Genomic DNA, 22,209 nt, shown 5'->3' with positions numbered 1-22,209 from the left:
AAGTCCGACACCGGCCGCTGCTCGCCCGTTTCGGGCGACGCTCCGAGAGAGCTTGATCATCGTGATGACGGAGCGCCGCATGTCTTTCGATACGGCGTCCCCTCGGTGTACTGTCGCCATTCTTCTCGGGTGAGGTCACGCCCGAGAGCCCCGCAGATGCGGCGTGCCGTCTCCTGGGGGTCGGTGTTCCACAGCAGCACGGTGGCGTCAGCGCCGACGGTGGCGAGCGTGCGCCGGTCAGGACTGAAGGCGATCGCTTGCACCGGTTCCGTGTGACCGGCGAGGTGAGCCGTACGTCTGCCCTGGCGGACGTCCCACAAGGTGACGGTGTGGTCGCCGCTGGTGAAGGCGAGGGTACGGCCGTCGGGGTTGAAGGCGACGCCGGTGGTGAGGGCGTCGGCGTGGCCGGTCAGGACGGCCAGGCGGGTGCGCCGGGCCACGTCCCACAAGATCACCGTCTTGTCGGCGTCGGCGGTGGCCAGGGTGTGGCCGTCGGGACTGAAGGCCACGGTTCTCACCCAAGCGGTGTGGGCGACCAGTGGCGCGGCCAGCGGTCTGCGCGTCGCGATGTCCCAGAGCATCACGGTCTGGTCATGGCTGCCCGTGGCGAGGGTGCGGCCGTCGGGGCTGAAGGCGACGCCGTTGACGGGCCCATTGTGGCCGGTCAGGACGGCCAGGCGGGTGCGCCGGGCCACGTCCCACAGATTCGCCGTCGTGTCCACGCTGCCGGTGGCCAGGGTGCGGCCGTCGGGGCTGAAGGCGATGTCGAGTACGGCACCGGTGTGTCCGGTGAGTTTCGCCGAGGTGCCCTTCTCGAGATCCCACAAGGTGACGGTGCCGGCCGACGTTTCCGGGGACAATCCGGTCTTTCCCTCCGCCATGGCGAGGGTGCGGCCGTCGGGGCTGAAGGCGAGGGCGTAGATGTCCGAGGATGTGTCCGTGTGTATGGCGTGCAGGGTTCGATTCCGCGTCTCCCACACCATTGTCTGATGCGCGCCGGCGGCGGCCAGCAGGCGGCCGTCGGGACTGAAGGCGACATCGTTGACCCGTGTGGACTGACCGGCCAGCGAGGCCTGCGCCGTGTCCCACAAGATGATGGCCCCGTCTTCTCCCGCTGAGGCCAGCATGGACGTCCGGGGGTTGAAAGCCAGCGTGTAGACGTTGATCTTGTGCCCGGTGAGGCGTCCGCGCAGGACGCGGTGCTCGACGTCCCACAGCAGGATCGCCGGATCGTGTCCCGAGGTGGCGAGGGTTCGGCCGTCCGGACTGAATTCAAGGGTGATGACCTCCCCCGACCGTTGATGGCTGAAGGCCGCCAGGCGGGCGCGCCGGGCGACATCCCACAGGATCACCGTCGTGTTCCCGCCCGCGCTGGCCAGGGTGCGGCCGTCGGGACTGAAGGCGACGGCGCTGGCGGTCTCGGCGTGCCCGGTCAGGGTCGCCAGCCGGACACGCCGCGTGAGGTCCCACAGGATCACCCGCCTGTCGTCGCCCGCCGTGGCGAGGGTGCGGCCGTCGGGGCTGAAAGCCACGCCGCGCACCTTCCCCGTGTGGGCGCTGAACGTCGCCAGGCGGGCGTGCCGGAGCGTATCCCACAGGATGACGGTCCGGTCGTCGCCGGCGGTGGCCAGAGTGCGGCCGTCGGGACTGAAAGCGATCTCCCTGATCTGCTGGCTGTGGCCGTCAAGGGTGGCGACACGTGCGCGCCCTGCCGTGTCCCAGAGCACGAGGCGACCGTCCTCCCCACCGGTGGCCAGCACCTCCCCGTCCGGGCTGAGAGCCGCGGCCTTCAGCCATGTGTCGTGCCCGCGAAGTGTGGCCAGCCGGATCCGGCGCCGGACATCCCACACCGCCACCGTTCTGTCCCTGCCGACACTGAAGAGGGTGCGGCCGTCGGGGCTGAAGAGCACCTGGGAGACGGCGCCGATGTGGCCGGTGAGCGTCCCTTGGTGGGCTCGCAGGGCTGAGGTGCTCAGGAGGGCGCCGCGTGCCTCGACGGTCGGTGTGATGGCGAAGGCGTGCGCGGCCAGGAGCATGGCGGTGTCGGGTTCGGAGTCGGCGACGGTGAGCGCCTGGGCGGCGAGCTGGCGCGACAGCGCGCTCCGGTGGGCGGCCGCGGCGTCCTGCCACTGCCGGACGGCTATCAGACCGGTACCGGTGGTGACGAGCAGCAGAAGCGCGAGACCGAGCGCAAGGTAGCGGAGTTGGCGGCTGCGGCGGAGGGCTCTGGTGTGCTCGGCCCTCTCCCGCCGGATGCTGGCGTCCAGGAAGTCGCGTTCCAGCTTGTTCAGCGTGTCACGGTGGCCGTCATAGGCGGCCCATTCCCGAGCGATGGCCAGAGGGGCGCCGCGGTACAACGCCCCGGGATCGTGGTCGAGTGCCGCCCATGCCTGTGCGGCCTCGGTGAGCTGGCGGCGCACGCGCAGGGACTCCCTGTCGGCAGTCAGCCACTTGTGCAGTCGGGGCCAGCCTCTGATCAACGCCTCATGGGCGATCTCCACGGTGTCGTCGCCGAGGGTGATGAGCCGGGCCTCGGCGAACATACCGAGGATGGCGCGGGTATCGGGGTCGTCGATGTCCAGCTCGCCTTGGGTGATCCGGCGGGCGGTGTCGTCGGTACCCTCCCCCAAGGCGGTCAGCCGGATGAACATGTCCTTGGCACGGGATCGCTGAGCGGGGGAGAGATCGGCATACAGCGTCTCGGCGGTTTTCACCAGGGCGCCATGGATGCCGCCCGCCTCCCGGTACCCGGCGAGAGTGAGCGTGTTGCCGCGGCGGCGGTGCCACGTCTCCACCAAGGCGTGGGAGACGAGGGGCAGGGCACCGGGCTGCCCGACGGCGTCGGCGACGATCGCGGCGAGCAGGGCGCCCTCGACACTGCAGCCGGCGGCACGGGCGGGTTGTGTGACAGCCTGCCGCAGTTCCTCGGTCGTCATGGAAGCCAGGAGGATCTGCGCGTCCGTGAGCGCCGCCGCGAGATCAGGGTGATCCGCGCAGTGCGCGTAGAAGTCGGCGCGTACGCCGAGCACCACTCGTGTCCGGCTGCCGGTCGTCTGGGCCCCGGCCAGCAGGGCGCCGATGAACCGGCCGCGTTCATGCGCGTCGTGGCAGAGGGTGAAGATCTCTTCGAACTGATCGACCACGATGAGAAGCGGAGCGGGCAGCGGCCGCTGCGGCGATGGCTGCTCGGTCAGGCCGGATAGGCCGGACGTGCCGTCGAGGAGCGCGGTGTACATCTCGTCCGGCGACCGGCCGCTCGCGGCGGCGACCTGGGTGGCGTACTCGCGCAACGGGTGTGCTCCGGGGGTCATCAGCACCGTCCGCCATCCCGCGCCGCCTTCCGGGTCACAGGTTCGGGCCCTGGGGATCAGGCCGGCCCGCAACAACGACGACTTTCCCGCCCCGGACGTACCGAACACTGCGAGAAAACGCTGCCGGGTCAGTCGCGCGACGAGTTCGTCGACGATTCGTTCACGGCCGTGAAAACGCTCGGCGTCTTCCGCCTGAAAGGAGGCCAATCCCAGGTAGGGGCTTTTTTCACTCGAGTCGTCGACGGCCTTCCCGGAAAACAGGCGCGCGTCTTCTCCAGCCTCCGCGGCCTGGCGCCAGCGCGCCTCCCATTGCGCGCTGTCACCGCCGCACACCTGTACGTAGGCCAACGCCACCGCCAGGCTCGGTAGCTTCTCCCCCCGGGCGGCCTGCGCAAGAGTGCTGGCGGAGTAGTGCGCGCGTCGCGCCAAATCCCGATAGCCCGGGTTGCCCGCGCTCTGGCGCAACCGGCGGAGTTCCCATGCGAACCGCTGAACAGCGCCTTCTCCTGGATCCACTGGCCGCTCAGGGCGCGGCATCCCCACCTCCGGGAGAACTGTGACCTTTGTGACGGTTGTGCAGTGTTGATTGTGCATTGTGTGCTCCGACGCCGCACAACCCGGAAGCGGTTAGACCTGTAAGCGCATGATCCAGAGTCCCGACGGGGGCTCGTACGAAACGAAGGGACGAGAAATGACGTTCGGTCGTAGGTTTCTGTCGACCGCCGCGGCGGGGGCGCTCGTGATGGGCGGCCTCTCGGTCATCCTGTCCGCGGGTCCGGCGAACGCGTCCGCAGCGAACTGCACAAACGGAGCCAACGGCTTCACCAGCATCGCCTACAACAAGTCCGGGACCGTCGAGACCACCGCGGACCTCGGCGGCGGCCGGCGGGCGGAACTCCACATCGCCTGGTTAAACGGCGTCCCGCACAGATGGGCCAGGATCAGCGGCGCCACCAAGGCCGGAGATCTGGTCTGGATGGACTACAGCACGACCTATGGGAACGGCTGGATTCAGTGTGGACCCTTCACCGTGCAGAGCAACGGGTCACCCAATACCAGCGCGGCGCACAAGGCGACCCGCGAGCCCGGCGAACAGTTCCGCGCCTGCGGGCGGCGGGTCGATGGAGACTCCATCTGCGGGCCCTGGTTGTAAGTAGAGTCCGGCGAAAGGCGCTCTCGGTCCACGCGACCTGAGGCGCCGGCCGCACGCCCCACACGACGCCTCGTTAGTGCCGGTCACGCGACCCGATCAACAACCCGTCCGGGCTTCGGTATCGGCCATCAGCCCGTCGACGCCGGAGGGGAGGCCGAGTTCGATCCCGCTGCGCGTCGACGGGTTCCACCGTGAGATCGACAGGACCGCCCGGCCGCGTCCGGCTCGTACGGCCGGGGCCGGCGAGCCTCCGCGCGTACGGGGCGGAGCCCCGGGGTGATACCCCAGGGCTCCGCGGGCCGGTGCGGGCGGCCGGTGTCCGGTGTACGGGGTCAGCGGGCGTCGCCGACCACGACCCTGGCCTTGTTGTAGTTCTTGCCGTTGCCGTCCGGCTTGTAGTTCTTCTCGATGTTTCCGGCGATGTCCGCCGCGAACCAGTGCACCTCGGTCGTCGCGTCGATCGTGATCTGCTGCGCTCCCTCGCGCATCCCCGCCGCGGTCAGCTTGGGGGAGGAGAGCGTCGGCCGGCTGCCGTCCAGCGTGTAGTACACGTTGGCCGGCTCGTCGATCGTGAACGTGAACGAGGTGGACCCGGCGGTCTGCGCGGTGACCTTCAGCTCCGACTTGGGCGCGTTCTTGTCGCTGGAGAACGCCCGGGCGACCTCGAGGATGGCGATCTGGCCGGCGGAGAACTCCATCGCCTCCTCGTGCCCCTCGGTGAAGGCCGGCTGGAAGCCCACGGCCTGGAACCGCTTGGTCTCCGGGTTGTAGACGTCCGCGCCGACCTCGAAGTCCCAGCCGATGATGCCCTTGTTGTACCAGTGCTCGTCGGCGCTGTTGCCGGCCGCCGAGTACAGCACGTCCGGGACCGGGCCGGTGCGTCCCGGCCAGATGGCCGTGCCGCGCCAGGTCTGCACAGCGGAGAGGATGTGGCTGGAGGCGCTCCAGAAGAAGCTCTCCGTGCCATAGTCCACCCGCGGCAGCAGCTCGCGCCCGGCCGCCTTGTACGCCCCCGGAGGCCACATGAAGTAGCCGCCGTAGGAGTGCGTGTTCATCGCGAACTTGATGTTCGGGTACTTCTCGGTCAGCCACACCTCGTTCTTCGCCTCGGGCTCGGAGAGCTCCGAGGGGCCGGCGAACGTGTCGCTGGTGCAACTCGTCGAGGCGCCGCTGTACCCGTCGAAGATCGAACCGACGGAGAAGTTGCGGTTCAGGTCGACGCCCCAGGAGTTGCGCGCCGCCGGGTCCGCCAGGTTGACCGCGCAGTGGTTCGTCATGTTCCTGCGCTGCATGTTGTAGTCGTAGAACGAGTAGTGCGCGCCGTCGGGGTTCACCGTCGGGACGATGAAGATGTCGAGGTCGTCCACCAGCTTGCGGGTGTCCGCGTCCCTGGCATAGTTGCGCAGCAGCCGTTCGGCGGTCTCCACACAGGTCAGCGGGGTCACCCACTCGCGGGCGTGCTCCTGGCAGTAGAGGAACACGCCGGCCTTCGAGCCGTCCCGCCGCTTGCCGACGCGCAGCGCCTTCATCTGGAAGGGCTCACGCGAGACGGTCGCCGGTGCCTTCAGGTTGTCGGTCAGCCTCGTCGCCGGCGCGGCGGCCACCTGCCCCGTGCCCGCGTTGCCCCGGTAGGTGCCGGCGGCCAGCAGCGCGGACGCCGCGGCGTCGCCGTTGAGCGCGTCCACGACCTGCCGGGCGGTGCTGGTGACCGCCCCGGACGCGTCCGTGGCCAGGGCGACCACCACGTCCTTGCCGGTGACCGTGACGCCGAGCGCGGAGGACGCGGCCTCCGGCTTCGTCAGGGCCACGCTGATGTCGTTGCCGCCCTCGTGCCCGTACGCCTTGGAGCTGACGTAGAACGTGCTCGCCGCGACCGTGCCGAACTGCGCCTGCGCCGCCCGGCGGTAGCCGTTCGTCTTGTACGGCAGGTCCACGATCTCGGAGATCTTGGGGAACTCCCGGGCCAGCGAGGAGATCCGGTCGGTGACCTCGGTCGGGTCCATGTAGTGGTCGACGAAGTCGGCGACGTAGTGCTTGCCCGGCGCCTTGCGCGCCGCGCCCAGCCACTTGGTGACCGGGATCGTGACGGAACCGCCGCGGTTGCTGGTGACGGTCACCGTGGTCGGCGCCTGCGTGACCGAGAGCGGCGAGTTGAACCGGTGGTACATGTACTGCCCGGCGTCGGTGAAGCGCGACATCGCGGCCGTGCCGCCGGAGTCCGGTGCGGTGCCCGGGCCGCTGTCCCAGGTGACGGTGAGCACGGTCTGCGCGTCCGTGGCGCTCGACTTCACCTCGACGGACAGGAACCGCTGGTCGTCGAGGCTGGTGAACCATTCGGCGCGCAGCGGGGTCAGCGTGTCCGTCTCGGCCGTCGCCGCGGCCGCCGACCGCATCGCCTGGGACCGCTCGACCTGGTTCTCGGCGTAGTCGGTCTGGTCGGAGATGGCGCCCTGGACGTCGAAGCCCTGGTCGCGGAGGCTCTGGGCCTCCTCGGGGCTCAGTACCGCGTGGACCTCGATGCCGTTGTCAAGGGGCTTCTTGTACTCCGCGAGGTCGACGCCCATGGCGTTCAGCCGGTCCACGTCGGCCTGGTCGGGGACGACGATCCGCATCAGGGCGACGCCGTTCTGGGCCGTCGTGGACTGCCGGTCGGGGACGACCTCGCCGGGCGAGGGGGACGGTTCGGCGAGCGCCGGGAGCGCGCTCAGGGTGAGTGCCAGCGGCAGGGCGAGCGCGGCCGCGACACGGCGCGCCCTCCTGCCGTCCAGAGAACTCCTCATCAGAGACTCCTGTTCCGGCGTGCCCGGCCGGGTAGGGGGTCAGCCCGGCGGGAGCACGCGAGTGGAAGAAGTCTTGATCGGCAGCAGATCGCCGTCAACGCGACATTCAACCGGCTTTTGCGACGTTTCCTGTTAAAAGCTGATGTTGCTGCTTCTTGCGTTATATATCGCCCATGTAGAACCGGATTCGGTCCTGCTGCATCACTCGGCGTGGCGGGCGTGCGCCCATGCCGGGCTGTCGACGTAGTGGTTGTCGAAGCGTTCGGAGGTCTCGCGGATCTCCTTCGGATCCGCCTCGCCCCGGTACACCCGTTCCAGCAGCCGGTAGTAGTCGAACCGGTCCATGCCGGGAGTGAAGACGACGAGCAGGTCGGCCTCCTCGCCGCGCGTGGGGGCGAAGGCGTGCGGCAGGAGCGGGGGCACGATCAGAAGGTCTCCGCGCTCCAGGGTGTGGACCCGTTCGCCGGCGAGCGCCTGCAAGGAGCCGTCGAGGACGAAGAACAGCTCGCTGGCACGCCGGTGATAGTGCGGCGGGGCGCCCTCGGAGCCCCTGTGCAGGGTGGCGCGGTTGGCGGTCAGCGCGCCGCCCGTGACATCCGAGTCGGCGAGGAGGGTGATGATGCTGGTGGGGCCGTCGGCGAGGACGTCGGCCTCGGCCGCGCGGACCAGCACCAGGGAGTGGTCGGGCGTCGTGATCAAGATGCTCTCCTTCTGACATCGGGTGAATCTGGATATTCAGCATCCAGAATTACCTCGTGGAAAAGCCCCTCTGGAGAAGGGTGGGATTTCAGATCTTCACGTTGGCGAACCGGTTGCGGGTGTTCCCTGGAGTGTGGGGATGGCGCCGCTCCACGGTGGCCCTGATGTCGGCGAGCGTCTGCCCGGCCAGCTCGCGCCTCCAGGAGAGCTCCGCCTTGCGCATGGACTGGGAGATCACGCACACCTCCCGATAGTCGACGTCCGGGTCTCCGCCGGGACCCTCCCGCAGGATCCCCGCGCAGCGGAACGCTTCCTCCGGGCCCTCGATCGCGGTGACCACGTCGAGCAGTGTGATGTCCTCCGGGGCGCGGGCCAGCCGGAAGCCGCCCCGAGGCCCCGGTGTGGAGGAGACGATGCCGGCTCGGGCCAGCGCCTGCATCTGCTTGTTCAGGTACGCCGCGGGCAGCCGGTAGAAGGCCGCCAGCCTGGCCGCCGAGACCGCCTCGCCCGGCTCGGCCCAACTCAGGTTCAGACAGGTGTGCAGCGCCCACTCCACACCCTCGCTCATCCGCATGATCCTGGATATTACATGTCCAGGTTTATTCACGCAACGGGCCCGAACGCCCAGCCCTGCCCCCAGGGGCGAAGTGGCAGCCGCGCCCGCTGCGGGCGCGGTCCGGTGAGGGTCTCCGGCCTCTCGGAACCACTCATCTCTGCGAGCACGACCCCATGAGCCGGAGAATGCTCTGGGAGCGAGGTGGTCACATGATCCGTCAGCGGCCGGAACCGACGTCTGGCCGCTGACAGCGATCACCCTGACGGTCGCTGATCGTCATTGACGGTCATGCCCGGCCGGTCTTCGCCCGATCGGGATGGCTCCCGCGCAGGAGCGAGCGCAGTTCGGCGGTGTCGATGACGTGGGCCAGTCTCGGGAAAACGCTGGTCATCAGGGTCTGGTGGGCGTGCGGATCCGGGTCGGCGACGCCGTCGGCGAGGACGTAGAGCCGGTAGTCGCGGTCGGCGGCGTCGGTGACGGTGGACAGCACGACGCCGCTGGTGGTGATACCGGCGATGACCAGGGTGGTGATGCCGCGATCCCGCAGTCGCCGGTCCAGGTCCGTCGTGGACAGCGCGCCGTAGCGGGTCTTGCGGACGATGATGTCGCCGGGCTCGGGAGCGAGCCGATGGTGGAATTCTGCGGCGGGATCCGCGTGGTGCATGAGGCGCTGCCGGCCGAGGAGGGAGAACGTCTCGTTGGCCGGCGGGATCGCCGCCCAGTCGGCTTCGGTGAATGCGACTCGCACGTAGGCGATGGCGGCGCCGTGCTCGCGCATGTCGGCGACGGCGCCGGCCACCCGTGACAGCAGCTCTTCCGGGTCTGCCAGGCCGGGGAGCGAGGCCAGGATTCCCTGCTGGTAATCCATGACGAGCAGTGCGGCCGTCCGGGGGTCCAGCGCCGGGGTCGTGACGGTCAATTTCTCTCCTTGGGTGGTGAGGGCGCCCTGACACGCGAGATCGCGCGCCGGGGCCGACTACGCATCGGGCACGTGAGCCTTCAGGCGCGGCTCGGTGCCGGCTCCGGCTCGGCGAGGGGCGCCGCGGCGCGGCGGGGGAGCAGCAGCGGGGTCGCCAGCAGGAGCACGCCGGCCAGGCCGATGGCCGTACGCGGGCCGAGCAGGCCGCCCAGCACACCCCAGACGGCCGTAAGGAGCGCGGTCGAGGCCTTGGTCGTCACCGACCAGGCGGACAGCGTGCGGGCGACCCGGTCGGTCGCGGTGCGCTCGAGGCGGTAGGTGGCGTAGACCGGATTGAAGACCCCGCAGCAGAGGATCAGCCCGAGCTCGACGCCCATCACCAGCAGCAGCCCTCCGGTCCCCGGCCCCACGAAGGCCAGCCCGACGGGCCAGATCGCGCGCAGCACCCCGGCCACGACCAGGACCCGGTGCTGCCCGAACCGGGTGGCGAGCGGTCGGGCCAGCCGCGAACCGATCAGCCCGCCGATCGCGGGCGCGGCGAAGGCGAGGCCGTACTGCCACGGCGAGAACCCGAGCCGGCCGAGCATCAGGACAGCCAGCAGCGCGTCGGTGGCCATCACCAGGCCGTTGAACAAGGCGGTGTTGAAGAACAGCGGACGCAGCGTCGCGTCGGCGAGGATGTACCGCCACCCGTCGAGCAGGTCCCCGGCCCGCATGCGCGCGGCCTCCCTGCGCTCGGGCCGCTGCTCCCGGCCGCCCATCGCGCGGACGCCCAGGGCCGAGAGCAGGTAGCTGACCGCGTCGGCCACCACCGTCGCCACCGGACCGAGGATCCCGATCGCGGCACCGCCCAGCGGCGGTCCGATGATCGTGGTCGTCCAGGTCGTGGACTCGAATCGGGCGTTGGCGACGAGCAGGTGCTCGGCCGGCAGCAGCGTCTTCAGGTACGCGCCGGAGGCGGCGCGGAAGGTGATGTCGGCCGCCGCGACGACGACCGAGACCAGCAGGAGCTGGACGAAGGAGAGCACGCCGAGCGCGAACGCGACGGGGATCGTCAGCAGCGCCGCGAACCGCACCAGGTCCATCCCGATCAGCACCGGCCGCTTGGGGCGGAACTCCACCCACGGGCCCAGCGGCACCGCCACGGCCGCGCCCACCAAAGCTCCCACGGAGGACAGCGCCGCGACCTCCGCCGGCCCGGCGTGCAGCACCTGGATCGCGATCAGCGGGAACGCGCCGAAGGCGAGCCACGTGCCGAGCGCGCTGGTCCCGTACGCTCCCCAGAGCCACCCGAACCGCCGCCCCAACCGGTGCCCGTTCCGCATGCCCGACGCTCCTCGTCACTCACTCGCACAACCGATCCGCGATCGGAAGCATCAAAGCGAGCACCATGCCCGGGGATCAAACAACCGCAGGGCCGCCCGGTCACAACCAGCGGTTGTATCCATAGGGTGTCCGGATGGACCTCGACACCGTCCGGACCTTCGTCGCCGCCGCCGACGCGGGGCAATTCCAGGAGGCCGCCGCCGAGCTGGCGGTCACCCAGCAGGCCGTCTCCAAGCGCATCGCCGCGCTGGAGCGCGACGTCGGCGTGCGGCTGTTCACCCGCACGCCGCGCGGTGCCGAGCTCACCATCGACGGGCAGGCGTTCCTGCCCCACGCCCGGGAGCTGCTGCGCGTCGCCGAGCGCGCGGTCGCGTCCGTGCGCACCGGCCACCGTCCGCTGCGCGTCGACATGATCGCCTCGCGCAGCGCGGCGTCGGGCCTGATGCGCGGCTTCCACCGCGCGCACCCCGAGATCGACCTCGACGTGGTGATGCTGTTCGACATCGAGAAGGCCGTCGCCGCCATTCGGTCCGGTGCGATCGACGCGTCCTTCCGCGCCGTCGCCATGCCCGGCCGGCCCCTTCCTGAGGACATCGAGTCAGTCCGGGTGCTCGACGAGCCGCTCCAGCTCCTCATCGGCCCCGCCCACGCGCTGGCCGGCGCCCGGTCGGTGACCGTCGCTCAGCTCGCCGGGCACCGGATCTGGATGCCCGGCCTCGCCCCCGGAACCGAGTGGGCCGCCTACTACGACGACCTCGTCGCCGAGTTCGGCCTCACCATCGAGGCGACCGGCCCCAACTTCGGCTCCGACGCGCTCCTCGACACCATCGCCGACACCCCGGCCCTGGCCACTTTCATGGGCGGGCAGACCCGCCTCGTCTGGCCCGCCGGTCACGGTCTGCGCCGCGTCCCGGTGACCGACCCCATGCCCGTCTACCCGCACTCGCTCCTGTGGCGCCGCGACAACCCCCACCCCGCGCTGGCCACCCTCCGCGCCCACCTCGCCGCCACAGCGGCCGGCCACGGCGCCGCCGGGACCTGGGTGCCGGACTGGGCGATTTCGCGCTGAACGCCGCCGCCTCGGCGGGCCGGACCGCGGGAGACGACCCCGCACAGGCGCCGCTGATATCGTCACCCGGCCGGACCGGCTCGTGTCCGGTACGCCTACCTGTTGAGACAGATGAAATGATCTTCATTACCGCGAAGTTCCGCGTCCTGCCCGAATACGCCGACCAGTGGCCCGAGATCGCCGGTGAGTTCACCCGGGCGACTCGCGCCGAACCCGGCTGCCTGTGGTTCGACTGGTCGCGCCGCCTCGACGACCCGACCGAGTACGTCCTGGTCGAGGCGTTCCGCGACGACGCGGCAGGCGCGGCGCACGTCCAGTCCGAGCACTTCCGGGAGGCGCAGCGGACCCTGCCGCGGCACCTCGCCGAGACGCCCCGGATCGTCAACACGACCGTCCCGCAGGACGACTGGTCCCTCCTCGGCGAGATGGCCGTGCCCGAGCGCGGCTGACGCCCGGCCTGAGAAGTCGACCCGTCCGCCGGTGCGGCAGAACCAACAAGATCCAGCCAACCGACGCCGACCGAAGGGAACGGCCGGTCCCCGAGGGGACCGGCCGCCGCCGCGGTGTTCGCGGTTCAGCCGCAATGGACGTTCTTTAGATTCCGGTACACATGCCCGTAGCCGTTGTCCACCCCACCGACGAGGTCGATGCACTGGCCCTTGGCGTAAGTGTAAACAGGGCCGGCATAAGTCGTGTAGTAGCCATTGTCCTGATCCGAACCCGCCCCGACGATACTGATACCAATGGAAATCAACATCCACCTGCGCTCACCGGGGTTGAGCGGGTAAGTGAGCGCACAGTTGTAGCCGTTTGAGGAATTGTAGAAGACCTCGATGCTGCCGGCCTTGGGGGAGCCGATGTTATAGACGCCGACTCGTGTGTAGCCGGAACCGCACGGGCCGGTCGCGCTCGCCGATGACGCACCGATCGTGAAGAGGCCGGAGGCGGCCAGCAGCACCGCACCCATCGTCGCCATTCGCTTACTGAGAACGCGCATTGGAAATTCCTTTCGTTAACCACCTTGGTCGTGGCGCCGCCCATGATCGCCGTTCTGCGCGTCCAACGCAAGCTCCCTGGGGCGGCATGACTTACCAGGATCAGCCCGTTACGGTCGGTCGACACGGGGGTGCGTTCCGGCGCCATGCACATTCCGTCACCGACCGGCGACTCACGAGCCGCCCCCTCAGTCAGCGCACCCTTTTCATTCGCATTCAACGTTTCCCTGATTTCAAATTGAAGTTGACCTTTTCGGTCAGAGAAATGCCGGAACGCAAACGTCGACCTCGGCATGCGAGGCTCTGTCATGGGTGCCGCCAGCCCGGCCGTGACCATCCAGACGATCAAACACCGTCGAGACGCCTTCCGCCCTTGACGCGCTCCCCGGCCTGAAGTGAAGGCCGGAGCACCGCGGACGAACCCGGTAACAGTCGAGTCCGGAGAGGAGCTCCGGCTCATTTCCCGCCGGGCCGTCGCCGTAGCCGAGGCGGGAAGGGGCTGTCCTCGTCGATGCGATAGACGACGCGGTAGGTCCCGCGTCGCGCCACGTGAAGCCCGTCGTACGGTTACTGGAGGGGTTTGCCCACGCGCCACCGGCCGGTCATCGGGCGGAGATCCACCGCTACCCGCCGCCGCTGGTGTAGATCGTTCCGCGGGACAGCGCGTTCGTGTCCCGCCTTCCCGGCGAGAGCGCGCGGGTGGAGATCAAGCAGGAAGCCAGGCGTAATGTATGACGCCCGGGTCTCGCCGTTGAGACCCGGGCGTCACGTTCTTCACGGCCTGTTCGGAACCGCCGAGTTCTTCGGATCGGGCTGTTCCAGCCTGTCCGCGGAAGGTCAGCCCATGTGGGGATAACGATGGTCGGTCGGCGGCACGAAGGTCTCCTTGATCGTGCGGGCGTTCACCCAGCGGATCAGGTTGAAGATCGAGCCGGCCTTGTCGTTGGTGCCCGAGGAGCGGGCGCCGCCGAAGGGCTGCTGGCCGACGACCGCGCCGGTGGGCTTGTCGTTGACGTAGAAGTTGCCGGCCGCGAACCGCAGCCGCTCGGACGCGGACGCGATGGCGTACCGGTCCTGGGCGATGATCGACCCGGTCAGCGCGTACGGCGAGACGCTCTCCATCTGGTCGAGCACCGAATCGAACGCGGAGTCCTCGTAGACGTGGACCGCGAGGATCGGGCCGAAGTACTCCTTCACGAAGATCTCGTCCGTGGGGTCGGAGCACTCCAGGATGGTCGGCTTCACGAAATATCCGGTCGAGTCGTCGTACGAACCGGTAAGGACGTCGATCGAGTCCACCGACCTGGCCCGGTCGATCGCGTCCCTGTGCTTGGCGAAGGCCCGTCCGTCGATGACGGCGCCCATGAACGTGGACAGGTCGCCCGCCACGTCACCGACCGTCAGCGATTCGGCGGTGGCGACGAAGTCGTCCCGGATCCGCGACCACACCGACCGCGGCACGTACGCCCGCGAGGCCGCGGAGCACTTCTGCCCCTGGTACTCGAAGGCGCCCCGGATCAGCGCGGTGGAGAGCACCTCGGGCGACGCCGACGGGTGGGCGAGGACGAAGTCCTTGCCGCCGGTCTCGCCGACGAGCCTCGGGTAGCTCCGGTAGCCCGTGATGTTCTCGCCGACGGTGCGCCACAGGTGCTGGAACGTCCCGGTCGAGCCGGTGAAGTGGATCCCGGCGAGGTCCGGGTGCCTGAGGGCGACCTCGGAGACGGCGGTGCCGTTGCCGGTGACCATGTTGATGACGCCCGGAGGCAGCCCCGCCGCCTCCAGCAGCCGCATCGTGAAGTGCGCCGCGAGCTGCTGCGTCGGCGACGGCTTCCAGACCACGACATTGCCCATCAAAGCCGCAGAAGTCGGCAGATTTCCGGCGATGGCGGTGAAGTTGAACGGAGTGATCGCGAGCACGAAGCCCTCGAGCGGCCGGTACTCCAGCCGGTTCCACACGCCGGGCGACGACACCGGCTGCTCGGCCAGCAGTTGCCGCGCGTACGCCACGTTGAACCGCAGGAAGTCGATCAGCTCGCAGGCGGAGTCGATCTCGGCCTGCTGCGCCGACTTGGACTGGCCGAGGATCGTGGCGGCGTTGAGCGTCGCCCGCCACGGACCGCTCAGCAGGTCGGCGGCCTTCAGGAACACCGCCGCCCGCTCGTCGAACGACAGCGCCCGCCAGGCGGGGGCGGCCGCGCGCGCGGCGTCGATCGCCGCCCGGACGTCGGAGGCCGTCGCCTCGGACGTCCGTCCGAGCACGGAGGCGTGGTTGTGCGGCTGCACCACATCGATGGGCGAACCGCCGCCCAGCCGGTGCTCGCCGCCGATCGTCATGGTGAGTTCGAGCGGCGCGCCGCTCAGCTCCTTGATCCGGTCCTCCAGGGAGGCCCGCTCCGCGCTGCCCGGCGCGTAGCCGTACGTCGGCTCGTTGGCCGGAACCGGAACATTGCTGATCGCGTCCATCACTTACCCCTCAGAGACCGCAGGAAGAAGGCGACGTTGGCCGGGCGCTCCGCCAGGCGGCGCATGAAGTAGCCGTACCAGTCGTCGCCGTACGGCACGTAGACCCGGACCGTGGCTCCGGCGCCCGCGAGCGCCTCCTGCTTGTCCGTCCGGATCCCGTACAACATCTGATACTCGTAACTGTCCTGGCCACGCCCGTAGCGGTCGGCCAGCATCTCGGTGATCGCGATGAGCCGGTCGTCGTGCGTGCCCACCATGGGATATCCCGTACCCGCCATGAGGATGCGCAGGCACCGCACGTACGCCCGGTCCACGTCGGTCTTGCTCTGGTGCGCGACCGAGGCGGGCTCCCGGTAGGCGCCCTTGACCAGGCGGACACGGGACCCGGCGAGGTCGCGGCAGTCCTCCTCGCTCCGGAAGAGGTACGCCTGGATCGCCACCCCGGTGTCGGGGAAGTCCGCGCGCAGCGCGCGCAGGATCGAGAGCGTGGAGTCGACCGTGGTGTGGTCCTCCATGTCCAGCGTGACCGTGGTCCCGCAGTCCTGGGCGGCGGCGCAGATCCGCCGCGCGTGCTCCAGCGCCATGGTCTCGTCGAGCGCCTGCCCGACGGCCGACAGCTTCACCGACACCTCCGCGCGGCGCCCGAGCCCGAGCGGAGCGAGCGCGTCGAGCACGGTGACGTACGCCTTGGCCGTCAGGGCCGCCGCCTCCGCGTCGCGGATCTCCTCGCCGAGGTGGTCGATCGTGACCGTGAGGCCGGAGGCCGCCAACCGTTCCACGGTGGCGACCGCGTCCGAGGCGGACTCGCCCGCGACGAAACGGTCGACGACGCGGCGGGTCGGCGGCAGGCCGGACACGACGCGCCGCGCGAGCGCGTTCCGCGAGGCCGCGAGAAGTAGGGAACCGAGCATGGCTCAAGCGTAGATCCGCAGTTCAGAGCCGGTCCACGGACAGGCGTCACAGCATTTTCAGACAAATGCACAATAATGTCGGCATGCAGGAAATCGTCGATGAGATAGCCCGGTTGCTGGACGCGTCGGTCACGATCGAGGACCGCTCCTTCCACCTCCTGGCGTACGGCGCGCAGAGCGGCGACATCGACACCGTGCGCCAGGAGTCGATCCTGCGCCGGAGGGCGAGCGACGAGGTCCGGGCCCACTTCGAGGCGTACGGCATCGCCACGTCCACCGTCCCGGTCCGCATTCCCGGCATCCCCGGACTTCCCGGGCTGCTGGACCGCGTGTGCGTGCCCTTGCGGCACGGCGGGGTGACCTACGGCTACCTGTGGCTCCTCGACTCCGGCGCGCTGACCGACGCCCGCCTGGCGGCCGTCACCCCGCTGGTCGAGCGCGCCGCGGCCGTCCTAGCGCATGAGGCGCGCACCGGCAGGGCCCGCCTGTGGGACTTCTTCTCCGCCGACCCGGCCACCAGGGCCGCCGCCGCGCTCCACGTCACCGGCCCCGTCGCGGCGATCGCCGTACGGACCGCGCCGGACCGGGCGGCGGCGCTGTGGCGGCTCCCTCGTGGCGTGCTCGCGGAGCCCGGTGACGGTCCGGAGCCGCTCACCGCCGTCCTCGCGCCGGCGTCGCAGGCCCCCCGCGTCGCCGGCACCCTCCAGACGACGTACGGCACGGCCGCCGGCATCGGAGGAGCTCGCGAGGACGCGGGCGACGCGTGGGAGAGCTGGGCCGAGGCCGTGCTCGCGCTCCGGATCGCCGAGCACGTCCAGCGGCTCGGGCCGGTCGCGAGCTGGGCCGACCTGGGCGTCTACCGCTTCCTTGCCCGGCTGCCCAGGAGCGAGCTCGCCGAGCTGGCCGCCGAGTCCGCGCCGCTGGGCGACCTGGCGGGCACGGTCGAGAGCTACCTCGACCGGGCCGGCCAGGTCCAGGAGACGGCGGCCGCGCTCGGTGTGCACCGCCAGACGCTGTACTACCGGCTGGGACGGGCCGGGCAGCTCACCGGGCTCGACCTCGCCGACGGCCGGGACCGCCTGCTGCTCCACCTGTCGCTGAAGGCGGCCGCCCTCACTGGGGAGCCCGGTAGATCCGCACCCAGTCGACGTACATCGTGACCGTCGCGGGTGTGGACGCGTTGCGGCACAGGGCGCCGTCGCAGACGACGTCGTTCTGGAGGGCCAGCCCCATCGTCCGCCCCTTGGGGACCAGCGGGCCCGTGTAGTTCCAGACCATCTTGCCGTCCAGCCAGAAGGTCAGCCGGTCGGGCAGCCAGTCGACGGCGGCCGTGTGCCACTGGGTGAAGTCGGCGCGCATCGAGCTCGCCGCCCGCTGCCCGCCGCTCCCGTGCACGAAGATGCCGCTGAGCTGCCGGGGGATGTCGCCGACCTCGACGAAGTCGACCTCCGCGTAGTTGTTCGCGCTCACCTGCTCGGGCATCAGCAGCGCAACCGCGGAGTATCCGGCGCCGGCCTCCGACCGGAGGCGCACCTCCCACCGGCCGTACTGCTGGAGCAGCAGGCTCGCGACGCCTCCGGACAGGTCCTTGCCTCCGTAGATCCCGCCGGTCATGCGCAGCATGCCGCCGGAGACGCTCGTCGCCCGCGAGGTACGGGGGTTCGTCCGGGCGTTCGGCGAGTCGTAGACGCCCCACTTGCTCTCGTCGATCCTCGTCCCGTTGAAGTCCTCGACGAGGATCGGCGCGCCCCATTCCGCCCCGGTCGTGGACTGGCCAGAACCGGTCGCCGTGCCACCCGTGCCACCCGTGCCACCCGCGACACCGGCCGTGCCGGTTCCGGTGCCGGCCGCCGTACCACCCGTCGCGCCGGATGTGCCGGACGCGGCATCGGTGCCGGTGCCCGTGCCGGTGCCGCCGGTTCCGCCCATGCCTGCGCCCGTACCGCCGGTGCCACCGGTTCCGGTCCCCGGAGCGGGGTGGATCACGGACGAGCTGTCCGCCTGGCCGAGGGGGAGCGGGGACTCGCCGGAACGTCCGGACCCGTCGCCGCCCGTGTACACATCCGGGTATCCGGTCTCCGGACGGTCACCGCGGTCGTCCCGGTAGCCCGAGTAGCCGTCCGGGTAGGCGCCCTCCGCGGCGGTGCCGTCCGGGAAGGTGCCGTCCGGGAAGGTGCCGTCCGGGAAGGTGCCGTCCGGGAAGGTGCTCTCCGGGTAGACGGTGACCCGGTCGTCCGGATACGAGAAGGTGCCGTCCGGGTACGCGCCGGTATGGCTGGTCGCGGCGCCCCTTCCGGACGCCGCGGGCGGCAGCAGGTTCGCCGCGCGGCGCTCGCGCGCCGGTCGGGGATGGTGGGCGACGGCGGCCGCGCGCGGCCCCGTGGAGGAGGACGCCGCCCCGGAGGCCGTACGAGCCGGTCCCGCGGCGGGTTTCCCCTGCCGGGCGGCCGCGGACGGGGTGGCGGACACTTCGGTGGCGGATTCGCCGGCGGCGGTCAGGACCGACACGGGTTCCGCGCTCGAACACGCGGTGGCGGCGGCGATCACCATCGCCGCCGCCACGGCTAAACCAGGTCCATGAAGTGACATGCACGCATCAAAGCACCGATCTCACTTCAATAACAGGATCATGCCGGTTGAGCATCCGGACACCGCGCCCTCCGGCGCCCTCCGTGGCCCGACGGGCCGCACATCGGACGTCAGGCGCAGGTCCGCTCGTAGACGCGGAGCAGTTCCATGCTGATCCGCTCCAGGGAGTAACGGGACCGGGCGCGGTCGGCCGCCGCGTAGCCCATGGCCGTACGGAGGGTCACGTCTCCCAGGAGCTCGCGGATCCGGACCGCGGTCTCGGCCGGTCGGCCGGGCCGCATCAGGAAGCCGGTGACCCCGTCCACCACGGAGTCGAGGTGCGCGCCCACCGCGGACGCGACGACGGGGATGCCGCAGGCCATGGCCTCGAGGGCGGCGAGGCCGGTCGGCACGGTGGGAGCCAGCGAGAGCACCATGTCGGCGCTGCGCATCAGCTTCGGCATGGCGGTGTGCGGGACCGGGCCGAGCAGCTCGATGCGGTCGCCGACCGCGTGGTCCCTGGCGATCGCGCGCAGCCGCTCGATGCTGAGGTCGTCCCCGCCCGCGATCACGAGCTCGGCCTCGGGGATCGCCGCCAGCGCGCCGATCGCGGTCGCCGCGCCGCTCGCGGCGATCTCGCCGGGGTCGCTGCCCAGCCCGACGTGGAGCAGGCGCGGCCGCTCGCCGCGCGGGAAGGCCGGGCCCTGGCGGCGGAACCGCTCGACGTCGATCCCACTCGGGACGACGGCGATGTTGCGGCGCGGCACGCCCATCCTGATCAGCTCGGACTCCTCGTCGGCACAGGACGCGATGACCGCGCGGGCGTGACGGCCGATGGCGCACTCCAGCCGCCGTACCGGCGTCTGCCCGCCGTGGAAGTGCCCATGGAACGTCTGGGTGACCGGCACGCCGAGCCCTTCTGAGCCCGCGATGGCGGCCAGGCCACCGGCCCAGGAGTGCGCGTGGATGATGTCGGGCCGGTCCCTGCGCCAGCGCCGCATGAGACCGGCGCTGAAGTCGGAAAGGTAGGGAAGCAGGTCGCTCTCGGACAGCTCCATGTCCGGCCCGGCGGAAACCTGCTCTATGGAGACGCCCTTGGACGCCTGGCCGGTGGCGGATCGGGTGTAAACCGTCACCCGGTGACCACGGCCCAGCTCGCGGGCGATCGCGGGAGTGTCGGACGTCAGGGCCTGCGCGGAAACAATGGCGATATTCATGGCACACCTCAAGCCTAAAGTGCTTGGAAAAGGGTGTGCCTGCGTCTTAGGCACCAACTACTCCGCAGAGTTTACCGCGCTCCAACTCGCGCTAAACCCCCGAAACGGTGGAAATCCCACAGTCTCGCACTTCGCCGGGTTCGTCCCCCGCCCCGCGCCGACCCCGCACCACCGGCTCCGGGAACGCCTCTCACCTCGCCTCTCACTGGGGCGCTCACTGGGGCTCTCACTGTGGCTCTCACCTGGGCGTTCGTCCCGGCACCCGGTCGCCCTCCGGCCCCGGCTCTCCTCAAGTTCCCGCCCGCCGGAAAGCCGGGCGGGCCGCGCCAGGAGCGACTCAGGGGTCAGCGGGACCGCCGGAGGGTGAGCATCGTGATCTCGTCGAGGATGTGGTCGCCGGAGAACGCCCGGTGGTCCTCCTCGATGGCCTTCACCACAATGCCCGGAGGCTGGCCGGCGCACCGGGTCAGGACCTCGGTGAGCCGGCCCTCCCCGTAGCTCTCGCCTTCCGCGTCGCGGGACCCGACCAGCCCGTCGGAGTAGAGCAGCAGGGTCTCACCGGCGGTCAGGGTCAGCTCCTCCGTGGCGGGCACCGCGCCCTCCTCGAACCCCAAGGGGACGCCGCCGCCCTCCGAGAAGCGCACGCCGCCGTCCGGGAGGAGCAGGGCCGCCGGGTGGTGCCCGGCCGAGGCCAGCCGTACCCGGCGTCCGTGCACGAAGCCCGCCGCCGCCATGACGAACAACCCGGTGTTCTGCGCGACGAGCGCGTCGTTGACCGTGCGCAGCGCCGCGCCGGGGTCGTCCTCACGCACGCTGACCACGCGCAGGCCGCCGCGCACCATGGCGGTGACCGACGCGGCCTCCTCGCCCCGGCCCGCCGCACTGCCGATGACGAACCCCCAGCCGTCCCTGACCGGGAACACGTCGTAGAACTCGCCGCCGATCGCACGTGGCTCCGACCCCGGGTGGTAGATCGCCGCGGTCTCGAATCCCGGGATGTCCGGAAGCGTCCGGGGGAGCACCCCGGTCTGCAGCGTGTCGGCCGCCTGCGACCTGCGCTGGAAGCTGCGCTGGGCCCGCATCGCCAGGCCGAGCTGTGCCCCGGCCTCCTCCAGCAGGCCGAGGTCCGCGAGCCCGAACGGCGGCCGGTCGCGGAGCCGTACGAGCGTGAGCACGCCGAGGATCTCCTGGCCGGTCCCGATGGGCACGGACAGCAGGGACCCGGCCCGGATGTCCCGGAGGACACCGGGACCCAGCAGCCCGTCGTCGGCCAGCATCTCGTGGACGGTCCCGCCACCCGTCTCCAGGACCTGGCTCACGACGGGCGCGCGCGCCGGGTCCAGCCCCTCGACGGCCCGCTGCAGCCGGGTGACCGGCTCGCTGGCCGGTGGGATCACGGCCGCCCGGTGGAGGACGTCGTCGCGGAAGACGTCGGCGATCACCCAGTCCGCCGTCTCGGCGGCGAACAGCCGCGCCGCGCGGATCAGGGCCACCGGCTCGCGCAGGCTCTCCTCGTCGAGCAGCAGGCGGGTGAGCCGCGCGAGCAGGTCGTGGCGCCGGGCGGCGACCATCACGGCGGACTCGTCCGGGGCCCGGTCCGGGCCGGACGCCTCGGGGAGTCGCACGTCGGTCGGGAGCGCGACCGCGGCGACCATCTCCCCGGGCTCGCCCGGCATGCGCAGCCTGCTGAGGACCAGCCGGACCGTGTGCGTGCGCCCCTGGTGCGCCAGCCGGGTCTGGAAGGTCGCGCTCTCCTCGCCGTGCAGTACGGCCGTCAGGTGGGACCGGAACGCGGCCCGGCCGGAGACGTCGACCAGCAGCGGGAACGGCCGCCCGAGCAGGTATCCCGCGGGGCTGCCGAGCAGCCGGGCGGTCTCGTTGTTGATCCGCCGGACCACGCCCCCGGCGTCCATGACGACCACGGGGACGGGCAGCGCGCGGAAGATCTGGCGCAGCAGCTTCTGCTCACGCTGGTTGCCGCCCTCCCTGCGCCCGCGCCTCCTCCCGAGTTCCGCGAGCGCCGAGCGGAGCAGTTCCTCCGCCGCCTCGAGCTCGTCGAGCGCGGCACCGGGCGCGGACGTCTCCCGGAGCGCGGCGATGCGGGCCGCGAGGCCGCTCAGCTCGCGCTCCAGCTCGGGTAGGTTGGTCAACATTTGCCCCCTCTCTTGTTTCGACGGTACGTCACCGGATTCCGCGCATCGACGGGGTCCGGATTAACGCTGAAAAGAGGGGAATGACTGTT

Annotated in this window: 16 protein-coding genes; 4 read left to right on the top strand and 12 right to left on the bottom strand. The window is 70.7% G+C overall.

Annotated elements, in window-relative coordinates; genetic code table 11:
- Positions 1-56 precede the first annotated feature (56 nt).
- Entirely contained in the window at positions 57-3,848 is a 3,792-nt protein-coding gene (locus tag IMZ11_RS32755; RefSeq protein ID WP_374463081.1) for a hypothetical protein, read from the bottom strand.
- Between the two features lie 154 nt (positions 3,849-4,002).
- On the opposite strand from IMZ11_RS32755, the gene IMZ11_RS32750 reads away from it, so the two are divergent.
- Positions 4,003-4,464: a hypothetical protein gene (locus tag IMZ11_RS32750; protein WP_228646280.1), complete on the top strand. Its 462-nt coding sequence runs from the start codon at positions 4,003-4,005 to the stop codon at positions 4,462-4,464.
- Positions 4,465-4,796: 332 nt separating this feature from the next.
- Here IMZ11_RS32750 and IMZ11_RS32745 read toward each other — a convergent pair whose 3' ends face one another.
- From IMZ11_RS32745 to IMZ11_RS32725, 5 genes are all read right to left on the bottom strand, one after another.
- Positions 4,797-7,244, bottom strand: coding sequence for a M14 family metallopeptidase (locus IMZ11_RS32745; protein ID WP_228646279.1), 2,448 nt, complete (start codon positions 7,242-7,244; stop codon positions 4,797-4,799).
- Between the two features lie 201 nt (positions 7,245-7,445).
- Entirely contained in the window at positions 7,446-7,943 is a 498-nt protein-coding gene (locus IMZ11_RS32740; protein ID WP_228646278.1) for a cupin domain-containing protein, read from the bottom strand.
- A gap of 88 nt (positions 7,944-8,031) precedes the next feature.
- Positions 8,032-8,511, bottom strand: coding sequence for an Rrf2 family transcriptional regulator (locus IMZ11_RS32735; RefSeq protein ID WP_228646277.1), 480 nt, complete (start codon positions 8,509-8,511; stop codon positions 8,032-8,034).
- Between the two features lie 274 nt (positions 8,512-8,785).
- Positions 8,786-9,418: a cysteine hydrolase family protein gene (locus IMZ11_RS32730; RefSeq protein WP_228646276.1), complete on the bottom strand. Its 633-nt coding sequence runs from the start codon at positions 9,416-9,418 to the stop codon at positions 8,786-8,788.
- Between the two features lie 80 nt (positions 9,419-9,498).
- A complete protein-coding gene (locus IMZ11_RS32725) occupies positions 9,499-10,743 on the bottom strand; it encodes an MFS transporter (protein WP_228646275.1) in 1,245 nt (414 codons plus the stop codon).
- A gap of 134 nt (positions 10,744-10,877) precedes the next feature.
- Between IMZ11_RS32725 and IMZ11_RS32720 the strand changes: the two genes are divergently transcribed.
- Both IMZ11_RS32720 and IMZ11_RS32715 read left to right on the top strand, forming a co-directional pair.
- Entirely contained in the window at positions 10,878-11,813 is a 936-nt protein-coding gene (locus tag IMZ11_RS32720) for a LysR family transcriptional regulator (protein ID WP_228646274.1), read from the top strand.
- 116 nt (positions 11,814-11,929) lie between these two features.
- A complete protein-coding gene (locus IMZ11_RS32715) occupies positions 11,930-12,262 on the top strand; it encodes a putative quinol monooxygenase (RefSeq protein WP_228646273.1) in 333 nt (110 codons plus the stop codon).
- Between the two features lie 125 nt (positions 12,263-12,387).
- On the opposite strand, the gene IMZ11_RS32710 is transcribed toward IMZ11_RS32715, so the two are convergent.
- The 3 genes from IMZ11_RS32710 to IMZ11_RS32700 form a co-directional block, all read right to left on the bottom strand.
- Complete coding sequence (locus tag IMZ11_RS32710; protein ID WP_228646272.1) at positions 12,388-12,810, bottom strand: spore-associated protein A; 423 nt, start codon at positions 12,808-12,810, stop codon at positions 12,388-12,390.
- Positions 12,811-13,645: 835 nt separating this feature from the next.
- Positions 13,646-15,271 carry an L-glutamate gamma-semialdehyde dehydrogenase gene (gene pruA, locus IMZ11_RS32705; protein ID WP_228646271.1) on the bottom strand — a complete coding sequence of 542 codons (1,626 nt, stop codon included), beginning with the start codon at positions 15,269-15,271 and terminating at the stop codon, positions 13,646-13,648.
- Entirely contained in the window at positions 15,271-16,182 is a 912-nt protein-coding gene (locus IMZ11_RS32700; protein ID WP_228646270.1) for a proline dehydrogenase family protein, read from the bottom strand. The genes pruA and IMZ11_RS32700 overlap by 1 nt, the downstream gene beginning before the upstream one ends.
- Before the next feature lie 83 nt (positions 16,183-16,265).
- Between IMZ11_RS32700 and IMZ11_RS32695 the strand changes: the two genes are divergently transcribed.
- Positions 16,266-17,342, top strand: a complete 1,077-nt coding sequence (locus IMZ11_RS32695; RefSeq protein WP_228646269.1) for a CdaR family transcriptional regulator — start codon at positions 16,266-16,268, stop codon at positions 17,340-17,342.
- Here IMZ11_RS32695 and IMZ11_RS46430 read toward each other — a convergent pair.
- The 3 genes from IMZ11_RS46430 to IMZ11_RS32680 all read right to left on the bottom strand — a co-directional run bounded on the left by IMZ11_RS46430 (position 17,296) and on the right by IMZ11_RS32680 (position 22,120).
- The gene (locus IMZ11_RS46430; protein ID WP_228646268.1) at positions 17,296-18,744 is read right to left on the bottom strand and encodes a glycoside hydrolase family 16 protein; all 1,449 of its coding nucleotides are present in this window, start codon (positions 18,742-18,744) and stop codon (positions 17,296-17,298) included. The two genes, IMZ11_RS32695 and IMZ11_RS46430, sit on opposite strands and share 47 nt — an antisense overlap.
- A gap of 137 nt (positions 18,745-18,881) precedes the next feature.
- Positions 18,882-19,967 (bottom strand): glycosyltransferase, encoded by a 1,086-nt coding sequence (locus tag IMZ11_RS32685; protein WP_228646267.1) that lies wholly within the window; start codon positions 19,965-19,967, stop codon positions 18,882-18,884.
- A gap of 344 nt (positions 19,968-20,311) precedes the next feature.
- Complete coding sequence (locus IMZ11_RS32680) at positions 20,312-22,120, bottom strand: SpoIIE family protein phosphatase (RefSeq protein ID WP_228646266.1); 1,809 nt, start codon at positions 22,118-22,120, stop codon at positions 20,312-20,314.
- Positions 22,121-22,209 lie beyond the last annotated feature (89 nt).

It is taken from the genome of Microtetraspora sp. AC03309 (genome assembly GCF_020826795.1).
In the GTDB taxonomy this organism is placed as follows: domain Bacteria; phylum Actinomycetota; class Actinomycetes; order Streptosporangiales; family Streptosporangiaceae; genus Microtetraspora; species Microtetraspora glauca.
Note: the sequence above shows the minus strand (reverse complement) of the source record. Positions and strands in the feature narration are given on the sequence as shown.

Excerpts from the sequence above, each read along its gene's own strand:
- IMZ11_RS32755 (WP_374463081.1), bottom strand. The coding sequence starts at position 3,848 with ATGCCGCGCCCTGAGCGGCCAGTGGATCCAGGAGAAGGCGCTGTTCAG.
- IMZ11_RS32720 (WP_228646274.1), top strand. The coding sequence starts at position 10,878 with ATGGACCTCGACACCGTCCGGACCTTCGTCGCCGCCGCCGACGCGGGG.
- IMZ11_RS32750 (WP_228646280.1), top strand. The coding sequence starts at position 4,003 with ATGACGTTCGGTCGTAGGTTTCTGTCGACCGCCGCGGCGGGGGCGCTC.
- IMZ11_RS32735 (WP_228646277.1), bottom strand. The coding sequence starts at position 8,511 with ATGAGCGAGGGTGTGGAGTGGGCGCTGCACACCTGTCTGAACCTGAGT.
- IMZ11_RS32695 (WP_228646269.1), top strand. The coding sequence starts at position 16,266 with ATGCAGGAAATCGTCGATGAGATAGCCCGGTTGCTGGACGCGTCGGTC.
- IMZ11_RS32715 (WP_228646273.1), top strand. The coding sequence starts at position 11,930 with ATGATCTTCATTACCGCGAAGTTCCGCGTCCTGCCCGAATACGCCGAC.
- IMZ11_RS32685 (WP_228646267.1), bottom strand. The coding sequence starts at position 19,967 with ATGAATATCGCCATTGTTTCCGCGCAGGCCCTGACGTCCGACACTCCC.
- IMZ11_RS32680 (WP_228646266.1), bottom strand. The coding sequence starts at position 22,120 with ATGTTGACCAACCTACCCGAGCTGGAGCGCGAGCTGAGCGGCCTCGCG.
- IMZ11_RS32700 (WP_228646270.1), bottom strand. The coding sequence starts at position 16,182 with ATGCTCGGTTCCCTACTTCTCGCGGCCTCGCGGAACGCGCTCGCGCGG.
- IMZ11_RS32725 (WP_228646275.1), bottom strand. The coding sequence starts at position 10,743 with ATGCGGAACGGGCACCGGTTGGGGCGGCGGTTCGGGTGGCTCTGGGGA.
- pruA (WP_228646271.1), bottom strand. The coding sequence starts at position 15,271 with ATGGACGCGATCAGCAATGTTCCGGTTCCGGCCAACGAGCCGACGTAC.
- IMZ11_RS32710 (WP_228646272.1), bottom strand. The coding sequence starts at position 12,810 with ATGCGCGTTCTCAGTAAGCGAATGGCGACGATGGGTGCGGTGCTGCTG.
- IMZ11_RS32745 (WP_228646279.1), bottom strand. The coding sequence starts at position 7,244 with ATGAGGAGTTCTCTGGACGGCAGGAGGGCGCGCCGTGTCGCGGCCGCG.